A 22,711-nucleotide genomic window follows, 5' to 3' on the forward strand; every position below is an offset into this window, starting at 1 on the left:
GCAACATCTATCTCGCTCACAGATTGCCCACCTCGGCCTCGAGGAACTCGGCGAACTTCGCCTTCGCGGCTTCGCGCTTGCGGGGTATCCACTCGGTCGGCCAGGTGTCGGTGGTCGGCTGGTAGTCGCGCAACACCTGCCGGGCAACGGTGGTCTTGTGCACTTCGGTCGGACCGTCGGCCAGGCCCATGACCGCGGCGCCCGTGACCATGCCCATGAACGGCATCTCGTTGGTGACGCCGAGCGCGCCGTGGACCTGCATTGCCCGCCAGGCGATGTCGTGCAGCACGGTGGGCATCGCCACCTTGACCGCGGCGATGTCCTTGCGGACCTTCTTGTAGTCGTTGTACTTGTCGATCTCCCACGCGGTGTAGAGCACCATCAGCCGGAACTGCAGCAACTGGGCATAGGAGTCGGCGATGTAGCCCTGCACGAACTGCTTGTCGGACAGCCGGCTGCCCTGGGTCTCGCGGCTCAGCGCGCGTTCGCACATCATGTCCAGTGCCTTCTGGGCCAGGCCGATCGTGCGCATCGCGTGGTGGATCCGTCCGCCGCCCAACCGGGTCTGGGCGATCACGAAGGCCTGCCCCTCACCACCCAGGAGAGCCTCGGCCGGTACCCGGACGTTGTCGTAGTGGATCAGCGCATGGCTGCCGTGGTCGTCGGCTTCCCCGTACAGGCCCACGTTGCGGACGATCTTGACGCCGGGCGTGTCGGTGGGCACCAGGAACATCGACATGCCCTGATAGGCGCTGACCTCGGGGTTGGTCACCACCATGACGATCAGGAACGACGCGGTTGCGGCGTTGGAGGAGAAGAACTTCCAGCCGTTTATCACCCAGTCGTCCCCGTCGCGCACCGCGCTGGTGGTGAACAGCGTCGGGTCGGCGCCGGCGTGCGGTTCGGTCATCGAATAGCAGGAGAACAGCTCACCCTCGAGCAGCGGATGCAGGTACTGCTTCTTCTGCTCCTCGGTGCCGTAGTGCGCGATGATCTCGGCATTGCCGGTGTCGGGGGCCTGACAGCCGAACACGATGGGGGCCCACTGCGAGCGGCCGAGTATCTCGTTGAGCAGCGCCAGCTTCAGCTGCCCGTAGCCCTGCCCACCGAGTTCCCGTCCGAGATGCGTTGCCCACAGGCCCTTTTCGCGCACCTGCGCCTTGAGCGGGTCGATCGCTTCCCGGCGCTTGCCCTCGAGCGGGGTGAACTGCAGGTGCGGCCAGGCCAGGTCGAGCGGCTCGACCTGCTCGGTCACGAATTCGTCGGCCCAGTCCAGTAATTCCTGATACTGCGGGTCGGTCTCGAAATCCCACGCCATCGGGGGTCCTCCGATCTAGTTGTTGGTGTAGTTGAAGCCGGTGATCATCGCGCCGATATCGCCCGCGACGACGTCGGTGAACGAGTGGTCGCCGAAACTGCCGCCGGCCCAGTGCCGGACGCCCTCGCTGACCAGGATCTGTGCCAGCCGGGACAGGTGTGCCACGTCGACGTGGGCACCGAGCTTGCCGTCAGCCTGGGCCCGCTGGAACAACTCGCCGAACATGTCGGCGTCCTGGGTATCCGGATCGACGTCGCCGGCCAGGATCCGGTGCTCGTGCCGGTAGCCCTCCAGGATCGTCTCGACGATCAGATCGGGTGGATTGCGAGCCATCGACCGCTCCAGGCTGCGCAGCGCCTCGGTGATCACGGCCATCACGTCGTAGTCACCTGTCAGCAGCGATTTCACCCGCTTCTGCGCCAGCCGGGTGGAGGTCAGGCCGACTTCGAACAGCACGTCCTCTTTGGCCGGGAAATAGAAGTAGAAGAGGGCGCGGGAAACTCCCGCGGCGCGGCAGATGTCGGCGACCGTGGTCTTCGCGTAGCCGTTCGTGCGCCAGAGCGCCATCGCGGCCTGGACCAGATCGCTCTTGGTCCGGTGTGAACGCGCCCGTTGGAACGACGCACGACGTTGACTGCTGTCAGCAGGCTCCGTCGTGGCTCCCTTGGGCATATTCGGACTCTAACAACGGATCCGGCTATTGAAAATAGTTGACGTTTGTCTAACTATCTCCGTATGGACGAACCGTTGCACGGCCGCCGGATTCTGGTCACCGGAGCTGCCTCGGGTATCGGCGCCGCCGCCGTCGACGCCCTGAGCACCGCGGGCGCCCGCGTCGTGGGCACCTATCACCGGACCCCGCCACCGGACCGCCCGCGGGTGACCTGGTTTCAGTGCGACCTGCGGGACGCCGGTGCGGTTGACGGCCTGGTGGCCTCCGCGGTGCAGACCATGGGCGGTCTCGATGTGCTGGTGCACGCGGCGGGGTTGTGGCAAGCGGGAATTCCCGGCCAGATCGAGGTCGCCGAGATCGACTATCTGGTCGACACCAACCTGAAGGCCACGATCTTCACCAACCAGGCCGCATACGCCGCAATGCGCGCAACCGGCGGACGCATCATCAACTTCGGCTCGGCCGAGGCCGTCATGGGCAGCCCCATCTCGGCCGTGTACGCGGCGACCAAGGGGGCGGTGCAGGCGTGGACGCGCTCGGCGGCCAAGGCCTGGGCGGCCGACCGTGTCACGGTGAATGCGCTCGCGCCGGCGGTCGACACCCCCGGCGCGGACCGGCTGCGGGAATTCCTCGGGCCGGAGATGGCGAACCTCGTCGAACAGCAGATGAAGATGACGATCCCGCTCGGTGGCGCGCTGGGGGACCCGGCCGACGACCTCGGGCCGGTTTTGGTCTTCCTGGCCGGCGACGGTGCGGGCTTCATCACCGGCCAGTTGATCGCCGTGGACGGCGGACTGACGATGCTGGGCGGATAGTGGACGAGAATCCTATTCTTGCTGCTTGTCGCTGATGAGTTAGGGTCCGGCGTTGACGTGAAACCACCGCTGTGGAAATCTACTATTCAATGATGAGAGCCGCATTCTCATATCTGCGGCTGGAACGGGAGCAGCTGATGGCGATCGACCCAACCGGTATCGATTTTTTCCGCGATGAACGATTGGTCGACAACCCGTACCCATTCTTCGAAGGGCTGCGCAACAAGTGCCCGGTTGCGCGTGAAGACCATTACAACGTCACGATGGTGACCGGCTGGGACGAAGCCGTGCAGGTCTACAACGACGAGGAGACCTTTTCCTCGTGCCTGTCGGTCACCGGCCCGTTCCCGGGTTTCCCGGTGCCGCTGGAAGGCCGTAGCGCCGAAGAAGTCACCGCCCTCATCGAGAAACACCGCAATGATCTGCCGTTCAGCGACCAGCTGCCGACACTCGATCCGCCCACGCACACCGACCACCGATCGCTGCTGATGCGGTTGATCACGCCCAAGCGCCTCAAGGAGAACGAGGACGCGATGTGGCAGTTGGCCGACGAAGTGCTCGACAGCTACCTCGCACCCGGCGGGGGTGAGTTCATCAAGGGCTTCGCCGGCCCGTTCACGCTGCTGGTCATCGCCGACCTGCTCGGTATCCCGCCGGAGGATCGCGAAGGCTTTGTCAACGGCATCAAGCAGCATTCCGGCGGCGGCATCGGCAGCACCAGCAAGGAGTCGCTGTCGCACAGCCCGCTGGAGTTTCTCTACGGCCAGTTCTCCGACTACGTGTCCGATCGCCGGGCCAACCCGCGCGACGATGTGCTCACCGGGCTGGCCGAGGCCACGTTCCCGGACGGCAGCATCCCCGATGTCGGCGATGTCGCACGGGTGGCGACGAACGTCTTCTCGGCCGGACAGGAAACCACCGTGCGCCTGCTGAGCACCGCGTTGAAGGTCTTGGGTGAGCAACCCGAGATCCAGCAGCGACTGCGAGCTGACCGCAGCCTGATCCCGAACTTCATCGAGGAGGCGCTGCGGATCGAGAGCCCGGTCAAGGGCGACTTCCGGCTGTCGCGCTGCCCGGTGACCATCGGTGACACCGAGTTGAACGCCGGCACCACGGTGATGGTCCTCAACGGAGCGGCCAACCGCGATCCGCGTCGCTTCGAGGATCCCGACACCTTCGACCCGGCGCGCAAGAACGCCCGCCAGCACCTGGCTTTCGGCCGCGGTATCCACAGCTGCCCCGGAGCCCCGTTGGCACGTGCCGAGACCCGCGTCGGAATCGAGCGGTTGCTGGACCGGACCACCGACATCCGCATTTCGGAGGCCAAACACGGTTCGGACGGCGACCGGCGCTACAACTACATCCCCACCTTCATCCTGCGTGGCTTGACCGAGCTGCACCTGGAGTTCGACAGCTGATGCGGGTCCGGGTTGACGAGGATCGATGTGCCGGCCACGGCATGTGCCTGACGCTGTGCCCCGAGGTCTTCGAGATGTCGGACGATGGTTGGGCGGTGGCCGATCCGGAAGAGGTATCCGCCGAACTCGAAGAAGCGGCACGCGAGGCGATAGACAACTGCCCGGAACGGGCGATCAGCGAAATCGACAACTAGAGAAAGAGATTCGCAATGGCATCTGCCAAGGGCTACGTCATCATCACCGAGGACATCAAAGACCCGGCCGGTATGGGCGAGTACGCGAAGCTGGCGTCGAAGGCGATGGGCGGCGCAACCATCGTGGCCGTCGACCAGAAGCCCGAGGTGATCGAGGGCGCCTGGCACGGCACGCAGACCGTGGTGCTCGAGTTCGAATCCGTTGATGCCGCCCGTGAGTGGTACTACTCCGACGCCTACCAGGCGGCCGCCAAGGTCCGTCAAGGCGCTGCGGAGTGCAACGGCGTCATCCTCTCCGGCTTCCCTTCCTGATCGGGCGGCCGCAGTGCGCTACAGCATCACGTACCCGATGCACACTCATCCGTACCATCCGGATCTGGTGAGTGGCAACGGAGTTGCCGCGATGGCCGCTGCGGCCGAAGTTGCGGGTTTCGACGGCTTCGGATTCACCGACCATCCCGCTCCCTCTCAGCGCTGGCTCGATGCCGGTGGCCACGACGCCCTGGACCCGTTCGTGGCCATGGCCTTCGCCGCGGCGCACACCACGACACTGCGTCTGGTGCCCAACATCGTGGTGTTGCCGTACCGGAATCCCTTCGTGGTGGCCAAATCCGGTGCCAGCCTGGACCTGCTGTCCGGTGGCCGGTTCACCCTGGCCGTCGGTGTCGGTTACCTCAAGCGGGAATTCGCCGCGCTCGGCGTCTCCTTTGACGAGCGCGCCGCACTGTTTGACGAGGCACTGGAGGTGATCCGGGGTATCTGGACCACCGACGATTACAGCTTCGAGGGCAAGAACTTCAGCGCACGCGGTATCACGGCCCACCCGCGGCCTGCGGCGAGCCCGCATCCACCCATCTGGATCGGCGGCAACACCTCGGCGGCCCGGGCGCGGGTCGCCAAACACGGAGACGGCTGGTGCCCGTTCGCCGCACCGCCGGGCCTGGCCAAGACCGCGGGCACCGCGGCCATCGATTCGCTGGATGCGCTGGCCGCCGGCATCGAGGACCTGCGGACCCGGCTGGCCGCGGCCGGTCGTGATCCAGAGGGAATCGACATCGTGTTCAACAACTTCGAGGGCGGTAATCCCGGCGCCGACGATTTCGACCCCGACGCCTACCTGGCCGGTGTGGACAAGCTCGCCGCGCTGGGGGTGACCTGGCTGCACGTCACCCTGCCCGGCGACAGCCTCACCCACGCGCTGGAGGCAACCGAGAAATTCGGCAAGTCGGTGATCGCCGCCTAGCGCGGCCGGGCGGCGATTTCGACCCTGAGGTCGTGATTCTTCGATCGAAGCGACCCAGGGGTCGAAAACCGCGCAGTCGGACCTGAATCAGGCCGGCGTAAGAGCGGCGATCGGTGTGGTCGTCGTGGCGTGCACCAGAAGCTCGGCGAGGTCTCGCGGGCGACTCAGGAACGGTGAGTGGGACGCGTCGATGGTCAGCTGCTCGACGCCGAGTCGTTGGGTGACCGTGTCGGCCAGCCATTTCGGCATCGAGCGGTCCTGGGTGCAGCGGATGAAACTGCGGGGCAGATCGGCCGCCCAGAACTGTGGCACCGACACCGGCGTGACCGTGGTGTCGCCGAACCGCTCGGGACCCAGGCGATCGAAAGCCCAACGGGCCGTTGCCTCGTCGCAGTCGTGGTAGAAGTAGCGCCACGCACCGTCGAAGTCGGCGAACGTCATGGCGCCTTCCTCGTCGAAATGCAGGTAGCCCAGCATCTCGCCGACATCTCCGTCGAATTCGCCGCTCAACTCGTCATCGGCCGAACGCATGGCCATCGCCTCGGGGTAGGTCCGGCCTTCCCGGGTAGAGCGGCGGCCAGATACACGATGTGGCCCACCAGTTCCGGGGCCGCATCGGCGGCGAGGGTGGCGTCGAACCCGCCGCCGGAATGGCCCACCAGCACATCCCCGGGTTGCATCACCTCGACGATCGCGGCCTGCCGGTTGGCCAACGTGGACTCCTCGGCCACCCGGACTCCGTGCCCGGGCAGGTCCACGGCAACGCCGTCGTGACCGAGGCTCTGCAACTCGGAGATGGTGCGCTCCCAGCACCAGGCGGCATGAAAACCGCCGTGTACGAAGACGAACCGCATGTGCGGGCTACTCGTCGACGATCGTGATGGCCTGACGGGGACACTGCCGGACCGCTTCGCGGATCTGCTCCTCGTTGTCCGGCGTCACGTCCTCCTGCAGGATGTGCAGGTAGTCCTGATCGTCGAGGTCGAACACCTCGGGGATGATCCCCATGCAGACGGCGTTGCTCTCGCAGATCTCGAAATCGACGTGAACCTTTTTCGCCATCACCTCAACACCCTTACCGGCACGTGCGAGTACCCCGCCACATTCTGCATGTGAACCCGTTGCAGCTGATCCCATTTCACTTCGTAGCGGGGCATGAAGTCGAGCAGCTTCTCCAGCGCCACGGCGCTCTCCATGCGGGCCAGTGCGGCCCCGAGGCAGCTGTGGATGCCGTAGCCCAGGCCCAGGTTCTGCGCCTGGGTACGGTCCCGCTCGATGTCGAAGGTGTCGGCATCGGTGAACGCATCGGGATCGCGGTTGGCCGCGGCGCTGATCAGGAACACCGCCTTGCCCGCCGGAATGGTGCCGCTGGGCACATGGGCTTCCTTGAGGGTGTATCGGACGTTGTACTGCACCGGACCCTCGTAGCGCAGCAACTCCTCGACAGCGGCCGGGACCTTCTCGCGGTCGTCGAGCAGCTTCTGCCACTGCTCGGGGTTGCGCGCGAAGAGCACCATCGCGGTGCCGATGAGCTTGGTGACGGTCTCAGCCCCCGCACCGCCGAGAAGCGTGGCGAATCCGGTGATCTCGATGTCGTCGAGGCGGCGCATCTGGCCGTCCTCGCCGGGGATCTCCGCGGCGATCAGCCGGCTGATCATGTCATCCTGCGGGTTTTCGCGGCGCTTCTGCACCAACCCGTAGTAGTAGATGCCGGTGTCGATGTTGGCCTGCATGCCGGCCTCGGAGTAACCGATCTGCCCCGGTTCACGGGACAGGCTGGTGTCGATCCAGTGCCGGACCTGTTGGCGGTACTCCGGGTCGACGCCGGCCATCCGGGTGATGACCTCGACCGGGAACGGGCCCGAGAAATCCTGGACCACGTCGAATTCGTCGGAGTCGATCAAGCCGAGGTGATGGTCGATCTGCTCGACGACGGTGTCGCGCTGGGCCTGGATCATGCGCGGGGTGAACGCCTTGTTCAGCAGGCTGCGCATGTGCCGGTGATCGGGCGGGTCCATGAAGATGATCGACTTCTGCGGCGGCTCGTCGCTCTGCACCATGGCCAGGTCGCAGCCGCGCGACGAGGAAAACGCCTCGTGATCCTTCAACGCCGCCGACACGTCCTCATGCCGGGTCAGGGCATAGAAGTCGGAGTCCTCGTTGTAGTACAGCGGTGCGTCTTGGCGCATCTGCCGGTACATGTCGAACGGGTTGTTGAAGAACTCCTCGGAGAACGGATCGAAGATCACCTGGGCCTTGGTCATTGGGCTGGCTCCTCCTTCGCGGCGGGCTGGGCCGGAAGTGTCGTGACACGTTACGGGAAACTGCTGAACTGTAACGCTAACAGTAACTCTGTTGGGAGTGTTTGAAAAGCACAAAATGGGTGCTGATCAGGTCGTGATGTCGAGCCGGGTCACTTGATCGCGGCGTCGAGCAGACTCTCGAGTCGGCCCAGGTCGCTGTCCAGCTCAGATGCTGTTCTTCGGACCACGGCCACGTCCTTGCCGATGAATTCGCCGACCCGGGCGATGAAGGCGTCGGCCGAGCCGGTGGCGGCGATACCGCCCAGCGCGCGGCTTGCCGCGCTGCCGTGCGTGAGGGCAGTCAACAGTGTCGCCTCGTCGATGCCCAGCCGGTCGCCCAGGCGAACCCCCTCGGCCACGGCGCCGATCTGCGCGGCGAACAACGCGTTGTTCACCAGCTTCACCCGCTGCCCGGTGCCGACCGGGCCGACGTGCAGCACCGGATCGGCATAGGCCGTCAGCACTTCACGGGCGCGCGCCACCGCGTCGGCGTCACCACCTGCGAACACCGTGACGGTCCCGGCCGCGATGTCATGCGGCCCCCCGCTGACCGGCGCGTCGATGACCGCGATGCCGCGCGCGGCCCCGCGCTCGGCGAGGGACTCGGCGGTGCGGGGGCTGCCGGTGGTGTGCAGCACGAGCACCGATCCGTCCGGCATCTCGTCGATCAGATCCGGACAGAGTTCCCGGACCTGCTCATCGGTGAAGACGCAGACGATCGTCACGTCAGCGCCGTCGACGGCCTCGCTTGACGAGCTCACCGGCTCGGCGCCGAGTTCGGCTATCGCGGCGCGTTTTTCGTCGTCGCGACCCAATGCCCGCACTTGATGTCCGGCGTCTGCCAGGCGGCGCACCATCGGTGCGCCCATCCGGCCGGCTCCGATGAAACCGATGCGCATCAGCGGGGATGGTTCATGATGGCCAGTGCGTTGTCCGCCGCTTGGAAAACGGTACGGTACACGGCACCTTCTGGTACCGAGGCATCGTCCGCCAGGCTGGCGGCGTGCCGGCAGTCCTTCTGCAGCAACGCCCCGGCGATCGGCGCGAGGTTGTCCAGCGTGCCGCCGAACATGGCGATGCTGTTGAGCGCCTTGCTGGTGGCCGAACCGCGCGAGATCACCTCACACAACGCCTGACGCGGAACACCCAGTGCCTCACCGAGTTCCAGTGCGCTCATTGCCGCGCCCAGGTTGGCGCTGAACAACAGGTTGTTCAGGATCTTGGCGACCTGGCCTGCACCGACTCCGCCGAGATGCACGATCGGGTCGGCATAGGTGGCGAACACCGGACGGGCCCGCTCGACGACCTCCTCGTCACCGCCGACCATCACCAGCAGGGTGCCGGCCGAAGCGGCGGGCTCGCCACCGCTGACCGGCGCATCGATGACCGAAACGCCCTGGGCGGCGGCCTTTTCTGCGATCTCGCGACAGGTGTCGGGGTGCACCGTCGAGTGGATGGCGATGACGCCGCCCGGAGCCAGCCCGGCCAGCACTCCGGTCTCACCGTCGAGCACCTGGCGGACGTCGTCGTCACCGACCACGCACAGGCAGACCAGGTCGCTGGCAGCCGCCAGCTCGGCGGGGGAGCCCGCGCTCTTGGCCCCGGTGTCGGCGAAGGGCTCCAGGGACGCCGGCCGCCGGGCCCACAGGGTGGTCTCGAAACCGCCCTCGACGATCCGCCGGGCCATCGGCGCGCCCTGGCTACCCAGCCCGATAAATCCGACTCGCATCAACCTGCCTCCACTTCCAGTTCGGTGTTCACGGTGCCGCCTGCTACGCACTCGTCGGCGAACGACAGCACCGTGCGGTGATAGTCCGCGGCGGTCAGACCCACGCTCAGGTTGTGCCCGCTGTCGGCGAGCTCACCGGTCTGGACCCGGGGCGAGGCGGTGAACATCGCACCGATCGCGGCCAACGCCTCGGGATCGGACTCCCAGACGTTCTCGTACTCGCCGGCGAGGAACTGCACCGGCACTTTTGTCTGACCGGCCAGTGCCGGAAAGTCCTGCCGCGACCAGGTTCTGATGACATCACCCTCGTACGCGGTGCCTCCCGCGGACAATCCGGCGCCGATCACGTCCGGCGGGTAGAGCCGGGCCGGCTCCCACAGCAGCTCACGCAGACCGCGCGGCCGGTTCACCGGTGAGGCGTCCTTCAGCAGCTCCTGCGCACTCGGGTGATAGCGGCGGCCGGTACCGGCCAGTGACACACCGAGCACCTCGGGCCGCTGCACGGCAAGGTGCAGCGCCAGCTCGCAGCCCATCGAATGGCCCAGAACGAACAGGTCGGCCGCACCGGCGATGCGCTGGATCGCGCCGAATGCCAACGCGACCCGCTGTTCAGGGCGCGCCATGGCGTCCGGGTAGGCCGCTGACGCGCCATAGCCCGGACGGTCCAGGGCGACCACGGTGTACCCCTGGTCGACCCCGATGCGCAACAGCGACAGTTCCGGGTGCCCGGGGCAGTCGAAGTACGCCGACGTGGTGGCCCCGCCGTGCAGTGCGACGACGACGGCGCGCGGGTCGGGAGCCTCGGCGACCAGAGCGGACATCGGGACACCGTCGACCATCACCACCCTGGGGTGCGGGGCCGTCTTACTCATGGGGAGCACGCATGCTTCAGTCGTCCCTGCGCATCAGCAGCACGCCGCTCGGGGTCAGGCCGCCGCTGCTGGCCACCGCGACGCGGGCGCCGGAGACCTGGCGCTCGCCGGCCTCGCCGCGCAACTGGGTGACCGCCTCGTGGATCAGCCCCATCCCGTGGGTGCGGCCGTGCGAGAGCTGGCCACCGTGGGTGTTGAGCGGGATGATGCCGTCGCGGGCGATGTTGTGGCCGCCGTCGAGGAAGTCCTTGGACTCGCCGATGCCGCAGAAGCCGAGGCCCTCCAGCCACGACAGGCAGTTGAAGCTGAACCCGTCATAGAGCTCGGCGACGTCGACATCACTGGGACGCAACGACGTTCGCGACCACATGTGTGCACTCTGGCCGAGCACCTGCGGTTCGTGGGTCAGCGTGGTCTGGTCCCAGTCCAGGCGCTCGATGATCTGGGTGCCGACTGCCTCGAACAGGATCGGTGGCTTGGGTAGGTCACGCGCGGCGTCCACGGCCGAGACGATGACGGCCACCGCGCCGTCGCAGGGCACATTGCAGTCGTAGAGGCCGAACGGGGTCGTGATCATGCGGGCCGACAGATAGTCGTCCATGGTGAGCGGATCGCGGTAGATGGCCGTCGGGTTCAGCGCGGCGTTGGCGCGCTGGTTGAGTGCGATCCAGCCGAGTGTCTCCCGCGTGGTGCCGTATCGGTCGAAGTGGCGGCCGGCGTTCTGCGCCAACGTGTGTGCGGCCGAGGTGGACCCGAACGGATGCTGCCAGCTGTCGCTGCGGCCGCCCATCGGAGGGGACATCTTGCCCTCCTTGACCAGCTGGCCGAAGGTGGCCTCCCACAGCGTGCGGAAGCACAGCACGTGGCGCGCCATGCCGGTGGCCACCGCCATCATGGCCGCGATGACCGAGCCGCCCGGGCCGAAGGTGTCCATGCCGCCGTTGATCCAGGTCGGCCGGAGCCCGAGTGCGCCCTCCAGTGCGGTCACGCCGCCTTCCCCCATGCCGGCGATTGCCAGGCCCGGGTAGGTAGAGAGGCCGTCGATGTCGTCAAACGTCAAACCGGCGTCGGCGACCGCCTTCTCGGCTGCGTCGATGGTCAGTGACAGCGGCGGCACCATCTGCCTGCGACCGATCTTGGACATCCCGATCCCGGTGATGGCCGAGTGGTCCTCGAATTTCGCCTTGGTCAGCATCGGCCGGACGTACTTCGCTACGTCCTGGGGGGCGACCGGTTCGGCGACCGGCGGGGTGGAGGTGGTGTCCGCCGACGGCTTGAAGACCGGCAGCCAGACGTCCTCGATGTGCTGGAAGTCGACTTCCACCGGCATGCCCAGCTTGAGGTCCTCGGAATCGCAGTCGACGATGTTGGTCGTCAACCGGACCCGGGGATCTTCGGCGATGGCCACCTCGGCCACCACATAGGGCGGCGGCAGATCGGGGAACCCGAATCGGTGGTTGACCGTGAACCCGGCGAGCGATCCGCGCCCGGACACGTCGCGCACGCCCATGTTGCGGCCGCGGCAGTACCGGCATACCGGCTGTGGCGGATGGATGAGGGCGCTGCAGTCCTGGCACTCCTGGATTCGCAGCACCCCGTCGGCGCCCGCGGTCCAGAAGTACTCATTGAGCGTGGTGACCGTCGGGAGCGGACGTCCCGGTATCTGTGACAACTCGACTCCGGTGGTAAGCGGGTTATTCTGTGCGGAGAATCACGTTACCAGTTTCCGGGATCGGTGATCCAGCATCTGCCTGTCCGAGCCGGGGTCAACCCGCCTCGCGCTCGGCCCGCGTCTGGCTCAACTCGATGATCGCGTGCACCGGGCAGTCCAGAAGGGCGCGTCGGACCGCATCCTCGTCGGCCTCGGGGATGTTGCCGTCGCCTTGAAGAGAGGCGTAGCCCCAGTCGTCGAGCGGGAAGTACTCGGGTGCGTGCTTCGCGCACAACCCGAAGCCATCGCACAGCGTGCGATCGAGCTTGACCTTCATAGGGCCATCACCGCCTCCACGGACTCCACTTCGTATGGCCGCGCAGCGGTGAATGCACCCGAACTGCATGTCTGACAGCCATTTTCGAGGTGACGCTGCACCAGATCGGGGAACTGGTCCAGCAAGCTGGCCGCCACATTGGCCGCACCGTCGAGCGTTGCGCAGGCACCGCGGCCGCGCAGCACCACCGACCAGCGCTTCAGCCGGTCCAGGTCCTCCTGCTTGGCGTTGCCGTCGCGCAGTCCGACGGCCACCGCCGCCATGGCGGCCGTGCCGTTGAAGCACGAACCGCATTGGCCGGCGTTCTCCCGGTCGAAGTAGGCCAGAACCGACGCGGCGACCGCCACCGGGCAGTCATCGGTCAGGATGCCGATCGCACCGCAGCCCAGGCCGCTGCCCAGGGCGCGCACGGACTCGTGGTCCAGCGTGGCTCCGACGATGTCGCGGTTGACCAGTCCGGCGAAGTACCCACCCATCAGCGCCCCGCGGACCTTGTCGGGAGACACACCGTGCAGCGTGAGCAGATCCGCGAATGCGATGCCGTGCGGCAGTTCGTACAGCGCGGGCACGCGTCCGGCTCCGGTGATCGTGGCCAGGAAGGTGCCGGGGGAGCCCTCGGTCCCCAGTTCCCGGAATGTCTTGGCCCCGTGCTGGTGGAGATAGGCAAGGTGGGCCAGCGTCTCGACATTGCTGATCAGTGTCGGTTTGCCTGCCACCCCCTCCTCGAACGGGCGCGGTGGCTTGTCGGTCGGTTTGGCGGGACCGCCGTTGACCACGTGCACGGCCGCGGTCTCCTCACCCGCGACGTAACCCGGAGCGACGGTGAGCAATTCGATCGCCACCCCGTCCAGATGGCCAGAGAGCTCGGTGAGCGCGAGTTCGACGCTCGCGGCGGCCCGCGGATCCGACACGTACACCACAGCCCGGTCTGCCCCGACGATCCCGGCGGCCAGTCGCAGGCCGTCGAGGACCGCGTGCGGGCGGTTGCGCAGCAACCAGCGGTCCTTGATCGAGGCCGGCTCGCCCTCTTCACCGTTGGCGATCACCACCGAGCCGATCCCGGCGTTGCCGCCCTGTCGCCCGTTGTCACGCACCGTGCGCAACTTCACCGCCATCGGGAAGGCTGCACCGCCCCGGCCGAGCAATCCGGCGGCCTGTACCTCGTTCAGTAGCTGCTCCGGATCGACAAGGGGCGCATAGCCCCCGGCCTGCCGGTAGGCGTCGAATGCCTCTGGCCCGTCGCGCAGTAGGCGCGGGGTCATTCCCGGCCATGCCGCGACCGTCAGTTCGGCTGTCATGGTCATATCCCGTCCCCGGTTAGGCTTACCGGCATGAGAACTGCGGTGGTGCGCGTCGGAGTGGACCCGGCCGGTGAACTCGGGGTCGAGGAGCTATCCGACGGCATGGCAACGCTTCGTGAGTTGCTGGTGGTGCGCGGCGCCGAGGTGCTGGACAACCAGCTCGCCGGACTGCCCGCGCATCGGCGCGAGGTCGAGGTGCTGATTGCCGGCGACGACGCACCAGAGCTGCAGACCATCGCGATGGAACTGTGTGCCAAGGCTTTTGGCACCGTGCCGACGGCCGGTGTGGTCACCTTCGTCAGCCGCGGGACCGACGAGGATGTCCGCGGTGTGCTGGCCGGATTCGGGGTGTCGGGTGACATCGTTCGATCTGTCGACGACGAGGGCTGGGATGTGGTGACGGTGACCCTGGACAAGGCCGATCTGACACGCATCCCGGAAAGCCGCATCCACACCGCCCTGGAGGCTTCGCTGAACTGCGAGGTGCACATCCGGACGGTGTGAGGTCGCGCAGCCAGTCACGGTGGTCACGCCGACCTCAGGAAGTCGATGATCGCGGGGGCGGCCTGCACCCAGGTGTCGAACAGGCAGAACGTTTTCCCACCGCTCTGTGCGAATCTCTCGCCGGCGCGCTCCCAGGCGTCCTCGGGCCACGGCGGATCGATGAGCTTGGAACCCTTGATCAGACAGCTCACCTCAAGCGAGGTGCGCTTGGGATGATCCCAGTCGTTCTCGCCACCGCGGATGATCAGGGTGGGCACGGTGATGTTGTCGAACATCTCGTCGGGGACGCCCGGGATGGTCTGGCCCGGCTTCGACACGAACGCGTTGAGCCAGCGCAGCATGACTTTGAGGAACTCGTCGGCGTCGAGGTCGAGCAGGCGCTCCCGGTTCGCGGGGTTCTCCGCGATCCGCTCGCGCCATTCCGGCACGTTCAGCAGCCCTTCGATACCGAGCCCGCGAACCGCCAGGATGCTCGGCGTGATGTAGTGGCCACCCAGTACGAACGAGCCGTACACCCCGCCGACGATGTTCCACACCACCAGCTTTCGCACGATCTCGGGGTAGAGCATGGTGGTCAGCATCGAATCGCGTGCCCCGCCGGAGCCGCCGAGGATGAAGCACGGCCCGATTTCGAGGGCGGTGATCAACCGGTAGAGCGTCTCGGCCCGCATGTGCGATTCGCTCTGCCCGTAGAACTGGACGTCGGACTTGCCGCAATTGGGCCGGTCCCACAGCAGCACCCGGTAGCCGCCCTCGACGAGGGCCTCGGCCAACGGTCGCAGCCCCGGAATGTCCTTGCTGAAGCGGCCGCCCGGGGTGAGGGCGATGAAATCACCCTTGTCACCGAGGATCTCGTACACGACGTTGCCGCCGTTGACCTCCATGGTCTTCTCGCCCTGCTTGAGTAGCGGAGCAGTCGCCAGAACTGTTGATTCGCTCGTAAGCTCGCTCATGCCATCACCAACACATCATCTCCAACCACACGGACCGGGTACGTACGGATACTCCATTCCGGCTTCACCGCGGTGGTGCCGGTTGCCAGCTCGAAACCCCATTGGTGCCAGGGGCAGTAGATGAACTCCTTGTCGCGCACCATCACCGCGTCGCCGGGCACGTCGGCGTCGACCACGGTGCGGCCCCGGGCTCGTCCCGAGCACAGCGGACCGCCCTCATGCGGGCAGTAGTTGGCGATCGCATAGAACGTGCCGTTGACGTTGTACACACCGACGCCGTGTCGTCCGATCGGCACCAGTTTGTGTGTACCGGGTGGGATTTCGTCCACCGTGGCGACGACGTGCTCGCGTCCCTGCGCGAGCCGGGGGCGCTTGTCAGACTGCATGGATTCCCCGGTCGCTTCGCTCCTGCCTTCCGAACCCATCTCAGAACACCCGGGCCTGTCCCTCGAGGACCGGAACGGTCTCGGGCAGCTTGTAGGTCTCGATGCCGTTGCGGAACATGATCGCCTCGCGGGCGTGCTCGGGCAGGTGCTTGACCAGCCAGCGCGGGTCGTCGAACGTCCAGTGCGGATAGTCGCTGGAGTAGAGCAGGATCTTCTCGCACTCCATCCATTCGAAGGCCCGCGACAGTTCGGTCTTGTCCTCCGGGTAGTCCAGTGGCTGCGTGGTGAACTTGATGTGGTCCTTGACGTATTCGCTCGGCTTGCGCTTGATGTCCATCCAGGACTTGCGGGCCTCGTAGATGGCGTCCATGCGCCACATCAGCGGCAGAATCCAGGTGAACGCGTGCTCGACGAACACGATCCGCAGCGTGGGGAACCGGTCGAAGACACCGTCGAAGATCAGGCTCATCACCTGGTTGGCCGCCAACAGCGAGTAGCTCACCATGAAATCGTGGTTGTAACTGGGCAATCCGACCGGCGGTGTCGGGAGGGTCTCGTACTCCCCTCGGGACAGGTGGCAGCTCACGGTGATGTCGTGTTTGGTGGCCGCGGCCCAGATCGGGTCGTACTTCGGGTCTCCCCACGACGGGCGCGGCTCGGCCTTCATGAGAACCTGTGCCATGTAGGGGTGTTCGGCCCACTGCTCGATCTCGGCCACCGCGGTCTGCGGCTCCTCGATGGCCACACAGATTGACCCCCGCCAGCGCTCGTGCCAGTTGTTGTGGCTGTCCAGCCAGTGATTGGCCAGCCACAGGTTCACCGCAGTGCAGTAGGCCGCCGTGGCCTCGCCCAGCCGGTGCTCCGAGTGCGTCGGCTCGAGAATGGCGATATCGGAGCCGGCTTCCATGATGAGCTGGCGCAGCGCCATATCGGGGTCGCTGCAGGCGAACTCGCCGTCCGGTGGGAACGCGTCCACGCGCATGGCGTACGCATGTGCGTAATCCGGTGCGTCGTAGTAGATCTGCTCACCGACCTTGTGGCTGAGAAAGTACTTGCTGCGCCACGGTTCCGGGACGTACTCGATCAGCTCACCGCGTCGTGGCATGGGGTGGACGTCGGAGTCGACGCACCGCACCGCGATCCGCTCGGCGGCAGGCACCCGCGGATTGGTCGTGATCGGCTGTGTGGTTGTCATCAGGTCTTCCTCACTGCCTCTACTGTGCCGCGACCGCGGACGATGAACCGGTACTTGCGAACTCGTTCTCCAGGCCGTACAGCTTGGCGGCATTGCGCCACAACAGCTTGTCGCGCTGTTCGGTACTCAACGCGTTGGGGATTCGCGGCTCGTTCAACTGCCAGTGCGGATAGCTGGAGCCGAACATCACCATGTCCTCCTTGCCGGTGAAGCTCAGCCACTCGCCGGCGAACTCGGTGTCGCCGGGGCCGTCGAGGGCGCCCTGGACGAAGAACACGTGGTCGGGCAGGTAGTCGCTGGGCATCTTGGGCGCCCACGGGGTCTGCTCGAGGTGGGGCCGGCCGAAGCAATCCATGCGCCACATGAACGGGGTCAACATGTCCGCCGCTCCGTCAGCCCAGACGAACTTCAGATCAGGTGTCCGTTCGAATACGCCTTCGGCGATCATGTTCATCAGGTGATAGATGTAGTTGAGCGCCATGAACCCCAGATATTGCTCATAGGTCCGGGTCTTGCCCGACGGGGTCGGTGCGAACTGAATCCCCGCCCCGCCCTCGATGTGCACGGCCACCGGCAGACTGGCGTCCGCAGCCGCGTCCCACAGCGGCCAGAACTGCGGCTTGCCGTAGAGCTCGCGTGACTGCATCGGAATGCCGATCTGCACCACGCGCGGGTGGTCCTTGTACTTGTCGATCTCACGCAAGGCTCCGACGATGTCGTCCGGGTTGACCCGGATGGTTCCGCGGAACCGCTCCCCATACTCGTCGTGTTCGAGCCAGCGGGTCACCATCATCGCGTTGTGCGCGGCGGCGAGCGCAGTGCCGAGGTGCCGGTCGGGCATGATGCCGCGGGTCATCGGGTGCAGGATCGCGAGGTCGACGCCGCGGTCGGTGAACAGATGCTGCGCGGCGATGTCGGGATCGGAGCCCGGGTACTGGCGGTCGGGACCCTTTGTGCCCTTTGCGTACTCGCCCCCCGGGGCGCCGTACCAGTTCATCTCGTAATCGGGGAAACCGCGGCTGGCGAAGGGTTCCTTCAGAAAGTTCTGCCGCAGGTCCTTGTTCGAGCCGAAGAAGACGTGCACGCTCGCGTCTATGAGGGGTGTTCCCGCCTGGCCGGGCTGCGTGGGGTCGCTGATTGCCAAGACTGTCCTCCGATGTTCGTCCGGAAACGAGCTGTGCACGGGCTGCTGACGACGTGCTTGTTACGCCGGACCTTACAGCCAGTCTAGATCCATATTCTTCTATGGCAAGAACATAGTTCTCGGGACGTCGCGACGCTTTGTCGCAGGTAAGCGCCGGTGCTGGTCACCCGCCCAGCGCATTGTTTTGGAGAATCGGTACTTGCTGGAGGAGAAGGTCACCCCATAGAAAGAGAATGCTATTCTCGTTTCGAACTTGACAGTGCGGCAGGAGGCGGCGGTTGCTACTCGAATTTGATGCCGATCAGCGGTTTTGGCAGGAGACCGTGCGCGACGCGGTGACCAAGCAATGCCCGGCCACGCTGGTCCGCGAAGTTGCCGAGCAGGGTGTCGATCCGACACCGCTGTGGCAGAGCTATGTCGACCAGGGTTGGACCGAGCTCACCGACTCGGAGAACGCGGTGGAACTGGCCATCGTGCTGGAGGAGCTCGGCCGGGCCACGGATCTGACGCCCTATCTGGCGACCATGACGCAGTACGCACCGCTGGCGGGGGACCGCTTCGATGCGGCCAAGGCCGGCGCGGCCGTCTACAGCGGCGTGACCGCCAACCGGGATGCCACCGGCTGGGTGCTGACCGGAACCGCCCACCACGTCCTCGACGGCGACCGCGCGCAGAACCTGGCCGTGGTGACCGCGGGGGGTGTGTTCCTGGTCGACGCGGCCAAGGCCGTCGTCAAGCGCAGCGCTGTCTTCGATCCGGTGTTGCATGTGGCCGAGGTGTCGTTCGACGGTGTGGAAGTCCCAGACACTGACCGGGTGCACACCAACACAGAGAAGGCCCACCACCTGGCGCTGACCGGCATGGCGATCACCATGGTCGGCGCGTGCCAACGGGCCCTGGACCTGGTGATCGAACACGTCAAACAACGCCAGCAGTTCGGCGTGGCGATCGGTTCGTTCCAGGCCGTCCAGCACAAGGTGACTGACATGCACGTCGCGATCGAGCGGGCCCGTGCGCTGTCCTACTTTGCCGCGCTGACCATCGCGGCCGATGACCCGCGCCGGCGGCTGGCGGCAAGGATGGCCAAGGCTTCCGCCGGGGAGTGCCAGGCGGTGGTGTTCCGGCACGGCATCCAGCTGTTCGGCGGGATGGGCTTCACCTGGGAGAACGACGTGCAGTTCGCATTGAAGCGGGCCAAGGCGGGGGAGTTGCTCCTCGGTGGCGCTGCTGAGCACCGCGCCGTGATCGCCGCCGAATACCGCACGACCTACAGGGGACTGTAAATGCAGCTGACATATGACTCCGACGTCGAAGAGTTCCGCGCCGAGTTCAGTGCGTTCCTCGATGCGAATCTGCCCTCGGAGGCGGAGACGCTGGAGCGGCCGCGGTCGGTGTCGCACATGCCGCAGTGGGCCCGTGACTGGCAGCGACTGCTGTTCGACAACGGCTGGCTGCTGCCGGCCCAGCCGCCGGAGTTCGGCGGGCGCAACGCGTCGGTGGTACAGACGTTCGTCCACCTCGACGAGTTGTGCCGTCGCCGGATCTACCACAGCTTCAACCCGCAGGGCGTCAACATCATCGCGGCCTCGCTGCTCACCTTCGGAACCGAGGAGCAGAAACATCGCTGGGCGGTGCCGGTACTGCGCGGGGAGAAGACCGCCTCGCTGGGCATGAGCGAGCCCAGCGCGGGCTCGGACCTCGCATCGCTGCGCACCCGGGCAGTGCGGGACGGCGACCATTTCGTGGTCAACGGCCAGAAGGTCTGGACCTCCGGCGCACATGATGCCGACTTCCTGCTGACCTTCGTGCGCACCGATCCAGATGCACCGAAGCACAAGGGAATCAGCGTGTTGCTCATCCCGACGGACACCCCCGGTGTGGTGCGTCGGCCGTTCGCCGACATTTGCGGTCAGGACAATCTCGACTTGAACGAGGTGTTCTTCACCGACGCCCGGGTACCGGCCGAGAACCTGGTGGGCCCCTTGAACGGCGGCTGGGGTGTGGCCAACGGCTCACTCGGTCACGAGCGCACGATGATGTGGCTCGGTTTCGCCGACCGGATCGACAACATGCTGGCCGACTTCCAGCCCAAGACGGAGCTCGAGCGCGACCAGTACGCCACCACGATCATGGACTATCAGGCCTTGCGTGCCATGGGATCTGCGGCGCTGGCCAAGGCCTCACGCGGGGAAGCGGACACCGCGTCGGTATCGGTGCTCAAGTTGTTCGGCTCCGAAGCCGAGCGCAACGCGTTCGAGAACGCGCTGACCGCAGCCGGACCGGACGGGCTGATCCACCCGGCGACTTCGGGTCCCTACGCGCACATGAATCTCGACCACTATTTTGCCAGCTGGTTCGAGCGTTACGCCAGGAGTTTCGGCGGCACCATCGCCGGTGGAGCGTCGGAGATCCAGCGCAACATCATCGCCACCCAGGTGCTGGGGTTGCCGCGGCGCTGACCCGCGACTCTTCTCCGCGAGCAGACGCGAATGTACCCGACACGCCGGTGTTTTCGGGACATTCGCGTCTGCTCGCGCAAAGGAGCGGCGCAGTAACCGGTGACGCGGAACAAAACTTAGGTTACAGTCGGCGTGATGTTCACGCTGCGATTCGACATGCGTGCGCCGCATACCTCGACGATTGACCTCTACGGCGCCGCCATCGACATGTGCGCATGGGCCGAGACGCGCGGCGGGATGATGGCCGTGCTGTCGGAGCATCACGGCACCGCCGACGGGCACCTCGCCGCACCGACGGTCCTCGCCGCGGCGCTTGCCGCCAGGACCGATCGGCTGCCGATCCTGCTTGCCGCAGTGCCGATTCCGTTCTGGGATCCGGTGCGGCTCGCCGAGGAGATCTGTGCTCTGGACATCATCAGCCGGGGCCGGGTTTCGTACGCCTTCGGCATCGGGCATCGCGCCGAGGAGTACGAACACTTCGGTGTGGAGATGAGCGCCCGCGGCAAACTGGCTGACGAGAAGGTGGCGCTGCTGCTTCGTCTGTTGGCGGGGGAGACCGTCGACCACGACGGCCGGCGCGTCACGGTCACACCCGGGTGCGCGAGCGCGTCGGGCCCGTATCTGCTCATCGCGGGTGGTACCCGGGCCGCCGCGCGACGTGCGGCCCGCCACGGCCTCGGGTTCATCTCCCAGACCGGAGCGCCGGGGCTCAAGGAGTACTACGAAGCCGAATGCCGGGCCTGCGGCCACGAACCCGGCATGGTCCAGTTCCCCGTGCCGAACACACCCACCGCGGTATTCGTCGCCGACGATCTGGACCGGGCATGGGATGAGTTGGGCCCCTTTCTGCTTCACGATGCGCTCACCGCCGCGGGCTACCGCCATGGTGACGAATCGGTCGCCAGCATCTCGCATGCCCACACCGTGCCCGAGCTGCGGCAGGCCGGCGGGCCCTATCAAATCCTGACCGTCGACGAGGCCGCCGGTTACATCCGCTCAGGCCGGCCGGTGCCCTTACTGCCGTTGTGCGGCGGATTGCCGCCCGACGTCGCATGGTTCTACCTCGAACGGGCCGTCATGGCATCCGAACGCGCATGACCGGCGTACTTGATGAGGAGTCAAGCGTGACAAGACCTTTGCGACCCCTGCGGACCATCGTCTGGTCAACCGGCGGCGTCGGTTCGATCGCGATCGACGCGATCGCCCGGCGCCCGGATCTCGAACTGGCCGGCGTGTGGGTGCACTCGGCGGCGAAGGTAGGGCAGGACGCGGGTGTGCTGGCAGGGCGTGGGCCGCTCGGTGTGGCGGCCACCGACGACGCCGACGCGCTGATCGCCTCGGCCCCGGACTGCGTGGTGTACGCGGCGAGTGGGCCGGACCGCGACGCCGCCGCGGTGCCGGACTACGTGCGACTGTTGAACGCCGGGATCAACGTGGTGTCAACGACATCGACGGGCCTGGTGTACCCGCCGGCCTACTATTCGCCGGAATGGCGCGACCAACTCGAGTCGGCGGCTAAGGTCGGCAACTGTTCGTTCTATGCCTCGGGCGTCTTTCCCGGATTCGGCTCGGATCAACTGGCGCTGATGCTGGCGACACAGTCCAAGAAGATCGAACGCCTCACGGTCACCGAGATATCCCTCAACGACCACTACCCGGTCGCGGACGTGATGATGGACGGGATGGGCTTCGGGCGTCCGCTGGATTTCGAGCCGATGCTCAAGACCCCGGGGTTCATCGAGATGGCCTGGAAAGCACCGATTCACATGATGGCCGATGCTTTCGGGGCCGACGTGTCCGAGATCCGGGGATCTCTCGACCGTAGGATCACCGACCGCGACATCACTGTGGCGTTCGGGACCATTGCTGCCGGAACCTGTGGTGCGGTGTGCACCCGGGCGGCCGGTGTGGTGAACGGCCGTGAGGCCATCGTCGTCGAACACATCATCCGGATGTCGCGTGACGTCGCGCCCGATTGGCCGGCGTCGGAATTCGACGCCACCTACCGGGTGGACATCGAGGGCGATCCGGACATCCACTGTGCGATGAACCTGGGGGAGGCGGAGGGGCACGGTGCCGGGCGGGCGGCCATGGCGGCCACCGCGATGCGGGTGGTCAACGCCATTCCTTATGTCGTCGATGCGCCCGCAGGTTTGATCAGCTCGCTCGATATCCCGAATACGCTGCCGCGGTACGTGTTCGACTGACCCGTGGCG

24 protein-coding genes and 1 pseudogene are annotated in these 22,711 nt (G+C 66.3%); 10 read left to right on the plus strand and 15 right to left on the minus strand.

Annotated elements, in window-relative coordinates:
• Window positions 1-16: 16 nt before the first annotated feature.
• Window positions 17-1,318 carry an acyl-CoA dehydrogenase family protein gene (locus ACNQR1_RS13600; RefSeq protein WP_418046761.1) on the minus strand — a complete coding sequence of 434 codons (1,302 nt, stop codon included), beginning with the start codon at window positions 1,316-1,318 and terminating at the stop codon, window positions 17-19.
• A gap of 15 nt (window positions 1,319-1,333) precedes the next feature.
• Window positions 1,334-1,990, minus strand: coding sequence for a TetR/AcrR family transcriptional regulator (locus ACNQR1_RS13605; RefSeq protein ID WP_418046762.1), 657 nt, complete (start codon window positions 1,988-1,990; stop codon window positions 1,334-1,336).
• A gap of 63 nt (window positions 1,991-2,053) precedes the next feature.
• Here ACNQR1_RS13605 and ACNQR1_RS13610 point away from each other — a divergent pair, with 63 nt between their 5' ends.
• The 5 genes from ACNQR1_RS13610 (at window position 2,054) to ACNQR1_RS13630 (ending at window position 5,661) form a co-directional block, all read left to right on the plus strand.
• On the plus strand, window positions 2,054-2,806 hold the full coding sequence (locus ACNQR1_RS13610; protein WP_418046763.1) for an SDR family NAD(P)-dependent oxidoreductase: 753 nt from the start codon (window positions 2,054-2,056) through the stop codon (window positions 2,804-2,806).
• A gap of 137 nt (window positions 2,807-2,943) precedes the next feature.
• Window positions 2,944-4,224: a cytochrome P450 gene (locus ACNQR1_RS13615; RefSeq protein WP_418050360.1), complete on the plus strand. Its 1,281-nt coding sequence runs from the start codon at window positions 2,944-2,946 to the stop codon at window positions 4,222-4,224.
• Entirely contained in the window at window positions 4,224-4,418 is a 195-nt protein-coding gene (locus ACNQR1_RS13620) for a ferredoxin (protein WP_418046764.1), read from the plus strand. The genes ACNQR1_RS13615 and ACNQR1_RS13620 overlap by 1 nt, the downstream gene beginning before the upstream one ends.
• A gap of 15 nt (window positions 4,419-4,433) precedes the next feature.
• Window positions 4,434-4,730, plus strand: coding sequence for a DUF1330 domain-containing protein (locus ACNQR1_RS13625; protein ID WP_003880116.1), 297 nt, complete (start codon window positions 4,434-4,436; stop codon window positions 4,728-4,730).
• Between the two features lie 13 nt (window positions 4,731-4,743).
• Window positions 4,744-5,661 carry an LLM class F420-dependent oxidoreductase gene (locus ACNQR1_RS13630; protein WP_418046765.1) on the plus strand — a complete coding sequence of 306 codons (918 nt, stop codon included), beginning with the start codon at window positions 4,744-4,746 and terminating at the stop codon, window positions 5,659-5,661.
• Between the two features lie 87 nt (window positions 5,662-5,748).
• Here ACNQR1_RS13630 and ACNQR1_RS13635 read toward each other — a convergent pair.
• The 9 genes and pseudogenes from ACNQR1_RS13635 to ACNQR1_RS13675 form a co-directional block, all read right to left on the minus strand.
• A pseudogene (locus ACNQR1_RS13635) lies at window positions 5,749-6,515 on the minus strand (alpha/beta fold hydrolase).
• Between the two features lie 7 nt (window positions 6,516-6,522).
• Window positions 6,523-6,723, minus strand: coding sequence for a ferredoxin (locus tag ACNQR1_RS13640; RefSeq protein ID WP_418046766.1), 201 nt, complete (start codon window positions 6,721-6,723; stop codon window positions 6,523-6,525).
• Entirely contained in the window at window positions 6,723-7,925 is a 1,203-nt protein-coding gene (locus ACNQR1_RS13645) for a cytochrome P450 (RefSeq protein WP_418046767.1), read from the minus strand. Before ACNQR1_RS13645 ends, ACNQR1_RS13640 begins: the two co-directional genes overlap by 1 nt.
• A gap of 149 nt (window positions 7,926-8,074) precedes the next feature.
• Window positions 8,075-8,863 (minus strand): NAD(P)-dependent oxidoreductase, encoded by a 789-nt coding sequence (locus tag ACNQR1_RS13650; RefSeq protein ID WP_418046768.1) that lies wholly within the window; start codon window positions 8,861-8,863, stop codon window positions 8,075-8,077.
• Window positions 8,863-9,693, minus strand: a complete 831-nt coding sequence (locus ACNQR1_RS13655; protein ID WP_418046769.1) for an NAD(P)-dependent oxidoreductase — start codon at window positions 9,691-9,693, stop codon at window positions 8,863-8,865. The genes ACNQR1_RS13650 and ACNQR1_RS13655 overlap by 1 nt, the downstream gene beginning before the upstream one ends.
• On the minus strand, window positions 9,693-10,565 hold the full coding sequence (locus ACNQR1_RS13660) for an alpha/beta fold hydrolase (RefSeq protein ID WP_418046770.1): 873 nt from the start codon (window positions 10,563-10,565) through the stop codon (window positions 9,693-9,695). The genes ACNQR1_RS13655 and ACNQR1_RS13660 overlap by 1 nt, the downstream gene beginning before the upstream one ends.
• A 16-nt stretch (window positions 10,566-10,581) precedes the next feature.
• The gene (locus ACNQR1_RS13665; protein ID WP_418046771.1) at window positions 10,582-12,237 is read right to left on the minus strand and encodes a thiolase C-terminal domain-containing protein; all 1,656 of its coding nucleotides are present in this window, start codon (window positions 12,235-12,237) and stop codon (window positions 10,582-10,584) included.
• A 94-nt stretch (window positions 12,238-12,331) separates the two neighbouring features.
• Window positions 12,332-12,553, minus strand: coding sequence for a ferredoxin (locus ACNQR1_RS13670; protein WP_418046772.1), 222 nt, complete (start codon window positions 12,551-12,553; stop codon window positions 12,332-12,334).
• Window positions 12,550-13,857, minus strand: a complete 1,308-nt coding sequence (locus tag ACNQR1_RS13675; RefSeq protein WP_418046773.1) for an NADH-ubiquinone oxidoreductase-F iron-sulfur binding region domain-containing protein — start codon at window positions 13,855-13,857, stop codon at window positions 12,550-12,552. Before ACNQR1_RS13675 ends, ACNQR1_RS13670 begins: the two co-directional genes overlap by 4 nt.
• Before the next feature lie 27 nt (window positions 13,858-13,884).
• On the opposite strand from ACNQR1_RS13675, the gene ACNQR1_RS13680 reads away from it, so the two are divergent.
• Window positions 13,885-14,358, plus strand: a complete 474-nt coding sequence (locus ACNQR1_RS13680) for a hypothetical protein (RefSeq protein WP_418046774.1) — start codon at window positions 13,885-13,887, stop codon at window positions 14,356-14,358.
• A gap of 23 nt (window positions 14,359-14,381) precedes the next feature.
• Here the strand turns inward: ACNQR1_RS13680 and ACNQR1_RS13685 are convergent, their stop codons facing one another.
• The 4 genes from ACNQR1_RS13685 to ACNQR1_RS13700 are packed head-to-tail and all read right to left on the minus strand — an operon-like array spanning window position 14,382 to window position 18,036.
• Window positions 14,382-15,311 carry an alpha/beta fold hydrolase gene (locus ACNQR1_RS13685; RefSeq protein ID WP_418046775.1) on the minus strand — a complete coding sequence of 310 codons (930 nt, stop codon included), beginning with the start codon at window positions 15,309-15,311 and terminating at the stop codon, window positions 14,382-14,384.
• Window positions 15,308-15,697: a Rieske (2Fe-2S) protein gene (locus ACNQR1_RS13690; RefSeq protein ID WP_418046776.1), complete on the minus strand. Its 390-nt coding sequence runs from the start codon at window positions 15,695-15,697 to the stop codon at window positions 15,308-15,310. Before ACNQR1_RS13690 ends, ACNQR1_RS13685 begins: the two co-directional genes overlap by 4 nt.
• A 40-nt stretch (window positions 15,698-15,737) precedes the next feature.
• Window positions 15,738-16,892, minus strand: coding sequence for an amidohydrolase family protein (locus ACNQR1_RS13695; RefSeq protein ID WP_418046777.1), 1,155 nt, complete (start codon window positions 16,890-16,892; stop codon window positions 15,738-15,740).
• Between the two features lie 19 nt (window positions 16,893-16,911).
• Window positions 16,912-18,036 carry an amidohydrolase family protein gene (locus tag ACNQR1_RS13700; RefSeq protein WP_418046778.1) on the minus strand — a complete coding sequence of 375 codons (1,125 nt, stop codon included), beginning with the start codon at window positions 18,034-18,036 and terminating at the stop codon, window positions 16,912-16,914.
• Between the two features lie 278 nt (window positions 18,037-18,314).
• Here ACNQR1_RS13700 and ACNQR1_RS13705 point away from each other — a divergent pair, with 278 nt between their 5' ends.
• The 4 genes from ACNQR1_RS13705 (at window position 18,315) to ACNQR1_RS13720 (ending at window position 22,702) form a co-directional block, all read left to right on the plus strand.
• On the plus strand, window positions 18,315-19,319 hold the full coding sequence (locus tag ACNQR1_RS13705) for an acyl-CoA dehydrogenase family protein (RefSeq protein ID WP_418046779.1): 1,005 nt from the start codon (window positions 18,315-18,317) through the stop codon (window positions 19,317-19,319).
• Window positions 19,320-20,495: an acyl-CoA dehydrogenase family protein gene (locus ACNQR1_RS13710; RefSeq protein ID WP_418046780.1), complete on the plus strand. Its 1,176-nt coding sequence runs from the start codon at window positions 19,320-19,322 to the stop codon at window positions 20,493-20,495.
• Between the two features lie 135 nt (window positions 20,496-20,630).
• Window positions 20,631-21,593 (plus strand): LLM class flavin-dependent oxidoreductase, encoded by a 963-nt coding sequence (locus ACNQR1_RS13715; protein ID WP_418046781.1) that lies wholly within the window; start codon window positions 20,631-20,633, stop codon window positions 21,591-21,593.
• Window positions 21,594-21,619: 26 nt separating this feature from the next.
• Window positions 21,620-22,702: a dihydrodipicolinate reductase gene (locus tag ACNQR1_RS13720; RefSeq protein ID WP_418046782.1), complete on the plus strand. Its 1,083-nt coding sequence runs from the start codon at window positions 21,620-21,622 to the stop codon at window positions 22,700-22,702.
• Window positions 22,703-22,711: the final 9 nt, after the last annotated feature.

The sequence above is a fragment of the Mycobacterium sp. 48b genome (assembly GCF_048282725.1).
In the GTDB taxonomy this organism is placed as follows: Bacteria; Actinomycetota; Actinomycetes; order Mycobacteriales; family Mycobacteriaceae; genus Mycobacterium.

Excerpts from the sequence above, each read along its gene's own strand:
- ACNQR1_RS13625 (WP_003880116.1), top strand. The coding sequence starts at position 4,434 with ATGGCATCTGCCAAGGGCTACGTCATCATCACCGAGGACATCAAAGAC.
- ACNQR1_RS13615 (WP_418050360.1), top strand. The coding sequence starts at position 2,944 with ATGGCGATCGACCCAACCGGTATCGATTTTTTCCGCGATGAACGATTG.
- ACNQR1_RS13690 (WP_418046776.1), bottom strand. The coding sequence starts at position 15,697 with ATGCAGTCTGACAAGCGCCCCCGGCTCGCGCAGGGACGCGAGCACGTC.
- ACNQR1_RS13645 (WP_418046767.1), bottom strand. The coding sequence starts at position 7,925 with ATGACCAAGGCCCAGGTGATCTTCGATCCGTTCTCCGAGGAGTTCTTC.
- ACNQR1_RS13620 (WP_418046764.1), top strand. The coding sequence starts at position 4,224 with ATGCGGGTCCGGGTTGACGAGGATCGATGTGCCGGCCACGGCATGTGC.
- ACNQR1_RS13605 (WP_418046762.1), bottom strand. The coding sequence starts at position 1,990 with ATGCCCAAGGGAGCCACGACGGAGCCTGCTGACAGCAGTCAACGTCGT.
- ACNQR1_RS13680 (WP_418046774.1), top strand. The coding sequence starts at position 13,885 with ATGAGAACTGCGGTGGTGCGCGTCGGAGTGGACCCGGCCGGTGAACTC.
- ACNQR1_RS13650 (WP_418046768.1), bottom strand. The coding sequence starts at position 8,863 with ATGCGCATCGGTTTCATCGGAGCCGGCCGGATGGGCGCACCGATGGTG.
- ACNQR1_RS13655 (WP_418046769.1), bottom strand. The coding sequence starts at position 9,693 with ATGCGAGTCGGATTTATCGGGCTGGGTAGCCAGGGCGCGCCGATGGCC.
- ACNQR1_RS13610 (WP_418046763.1), top strand. The coding sequence starts at position 2,054 with ATGGACGAACCGTTGCACGGCCGCCGGATTCTGGTCACCGGAGCTGCC.
- ACNQR1_RS13685 (WP_418046775.1), bottom strand. The coding sequence starts at position 15,311 with ATGAGCGAGCTTACGAGCGAATCAACAGTTCTGGCGACTGCTCCGCTA.
- ACNQR1_RS13600 (WP_418046761.1), bottom strand. The coding sequence starts at position 1,318 with ATGGCGTGGGATTTCGAGACCGACCCGCAGTATCAGGAATTACTGGAC.
- ACNQR1_RS13660 (WP_418046770.1), bottom strand. The coding sequence starts at position 10,565 with ATGAGTAAGACGGCCCCGCACCCCAGGGTGGTGATGGTCGACGGTGTC.
- ACNQR1_RS13675 (WP_418046773.1), bottom strand. The coding sequence starts at position 13,857 with ATGACCATGACAGCCGAACTGACGGTCGCGGCATGGCCGGGAATGACC.
- ACNQR1_RS13715 (WP_418046781.1), top strand. The coding sequence starts at position 20,631 with ATGTTCACGCTGCGATTCGACATGCGTGCGCCGCATACCTCGACGATT.
- ACNQR1_RS13695 (WP_418046777.1), bottom strand. The coding sequence starts at position 16,892 with ATGACAACCACACAGCCGATCACGACCAATCCGCGGGTGCCTGCCGCC.
- ACNQR1_RS13710 (WP_418046780.1), top strand. The coding sequence starts at position 19,320 with ATGCAGCTGACATATGACTCCGACGTCGAAGAGTTCCGCGCCGAGTTC.
- ACNQR1_RS13640 (WP_418046766.1), bottom strand. The coding sequence starts at position 6,723 with ATGGCGAAAAAGGTTCACGTCGATTTCGAGATCTGCGAGAGCAACGCC.
- ACNQR1_RS13670 (WP_418046772.1), bottom strand. The coding sequence starts at position 12,553 with ATGAAGGTCAAGCTCGATCGCACGCTGTGCGATGGCTTCGGGTTGTGC.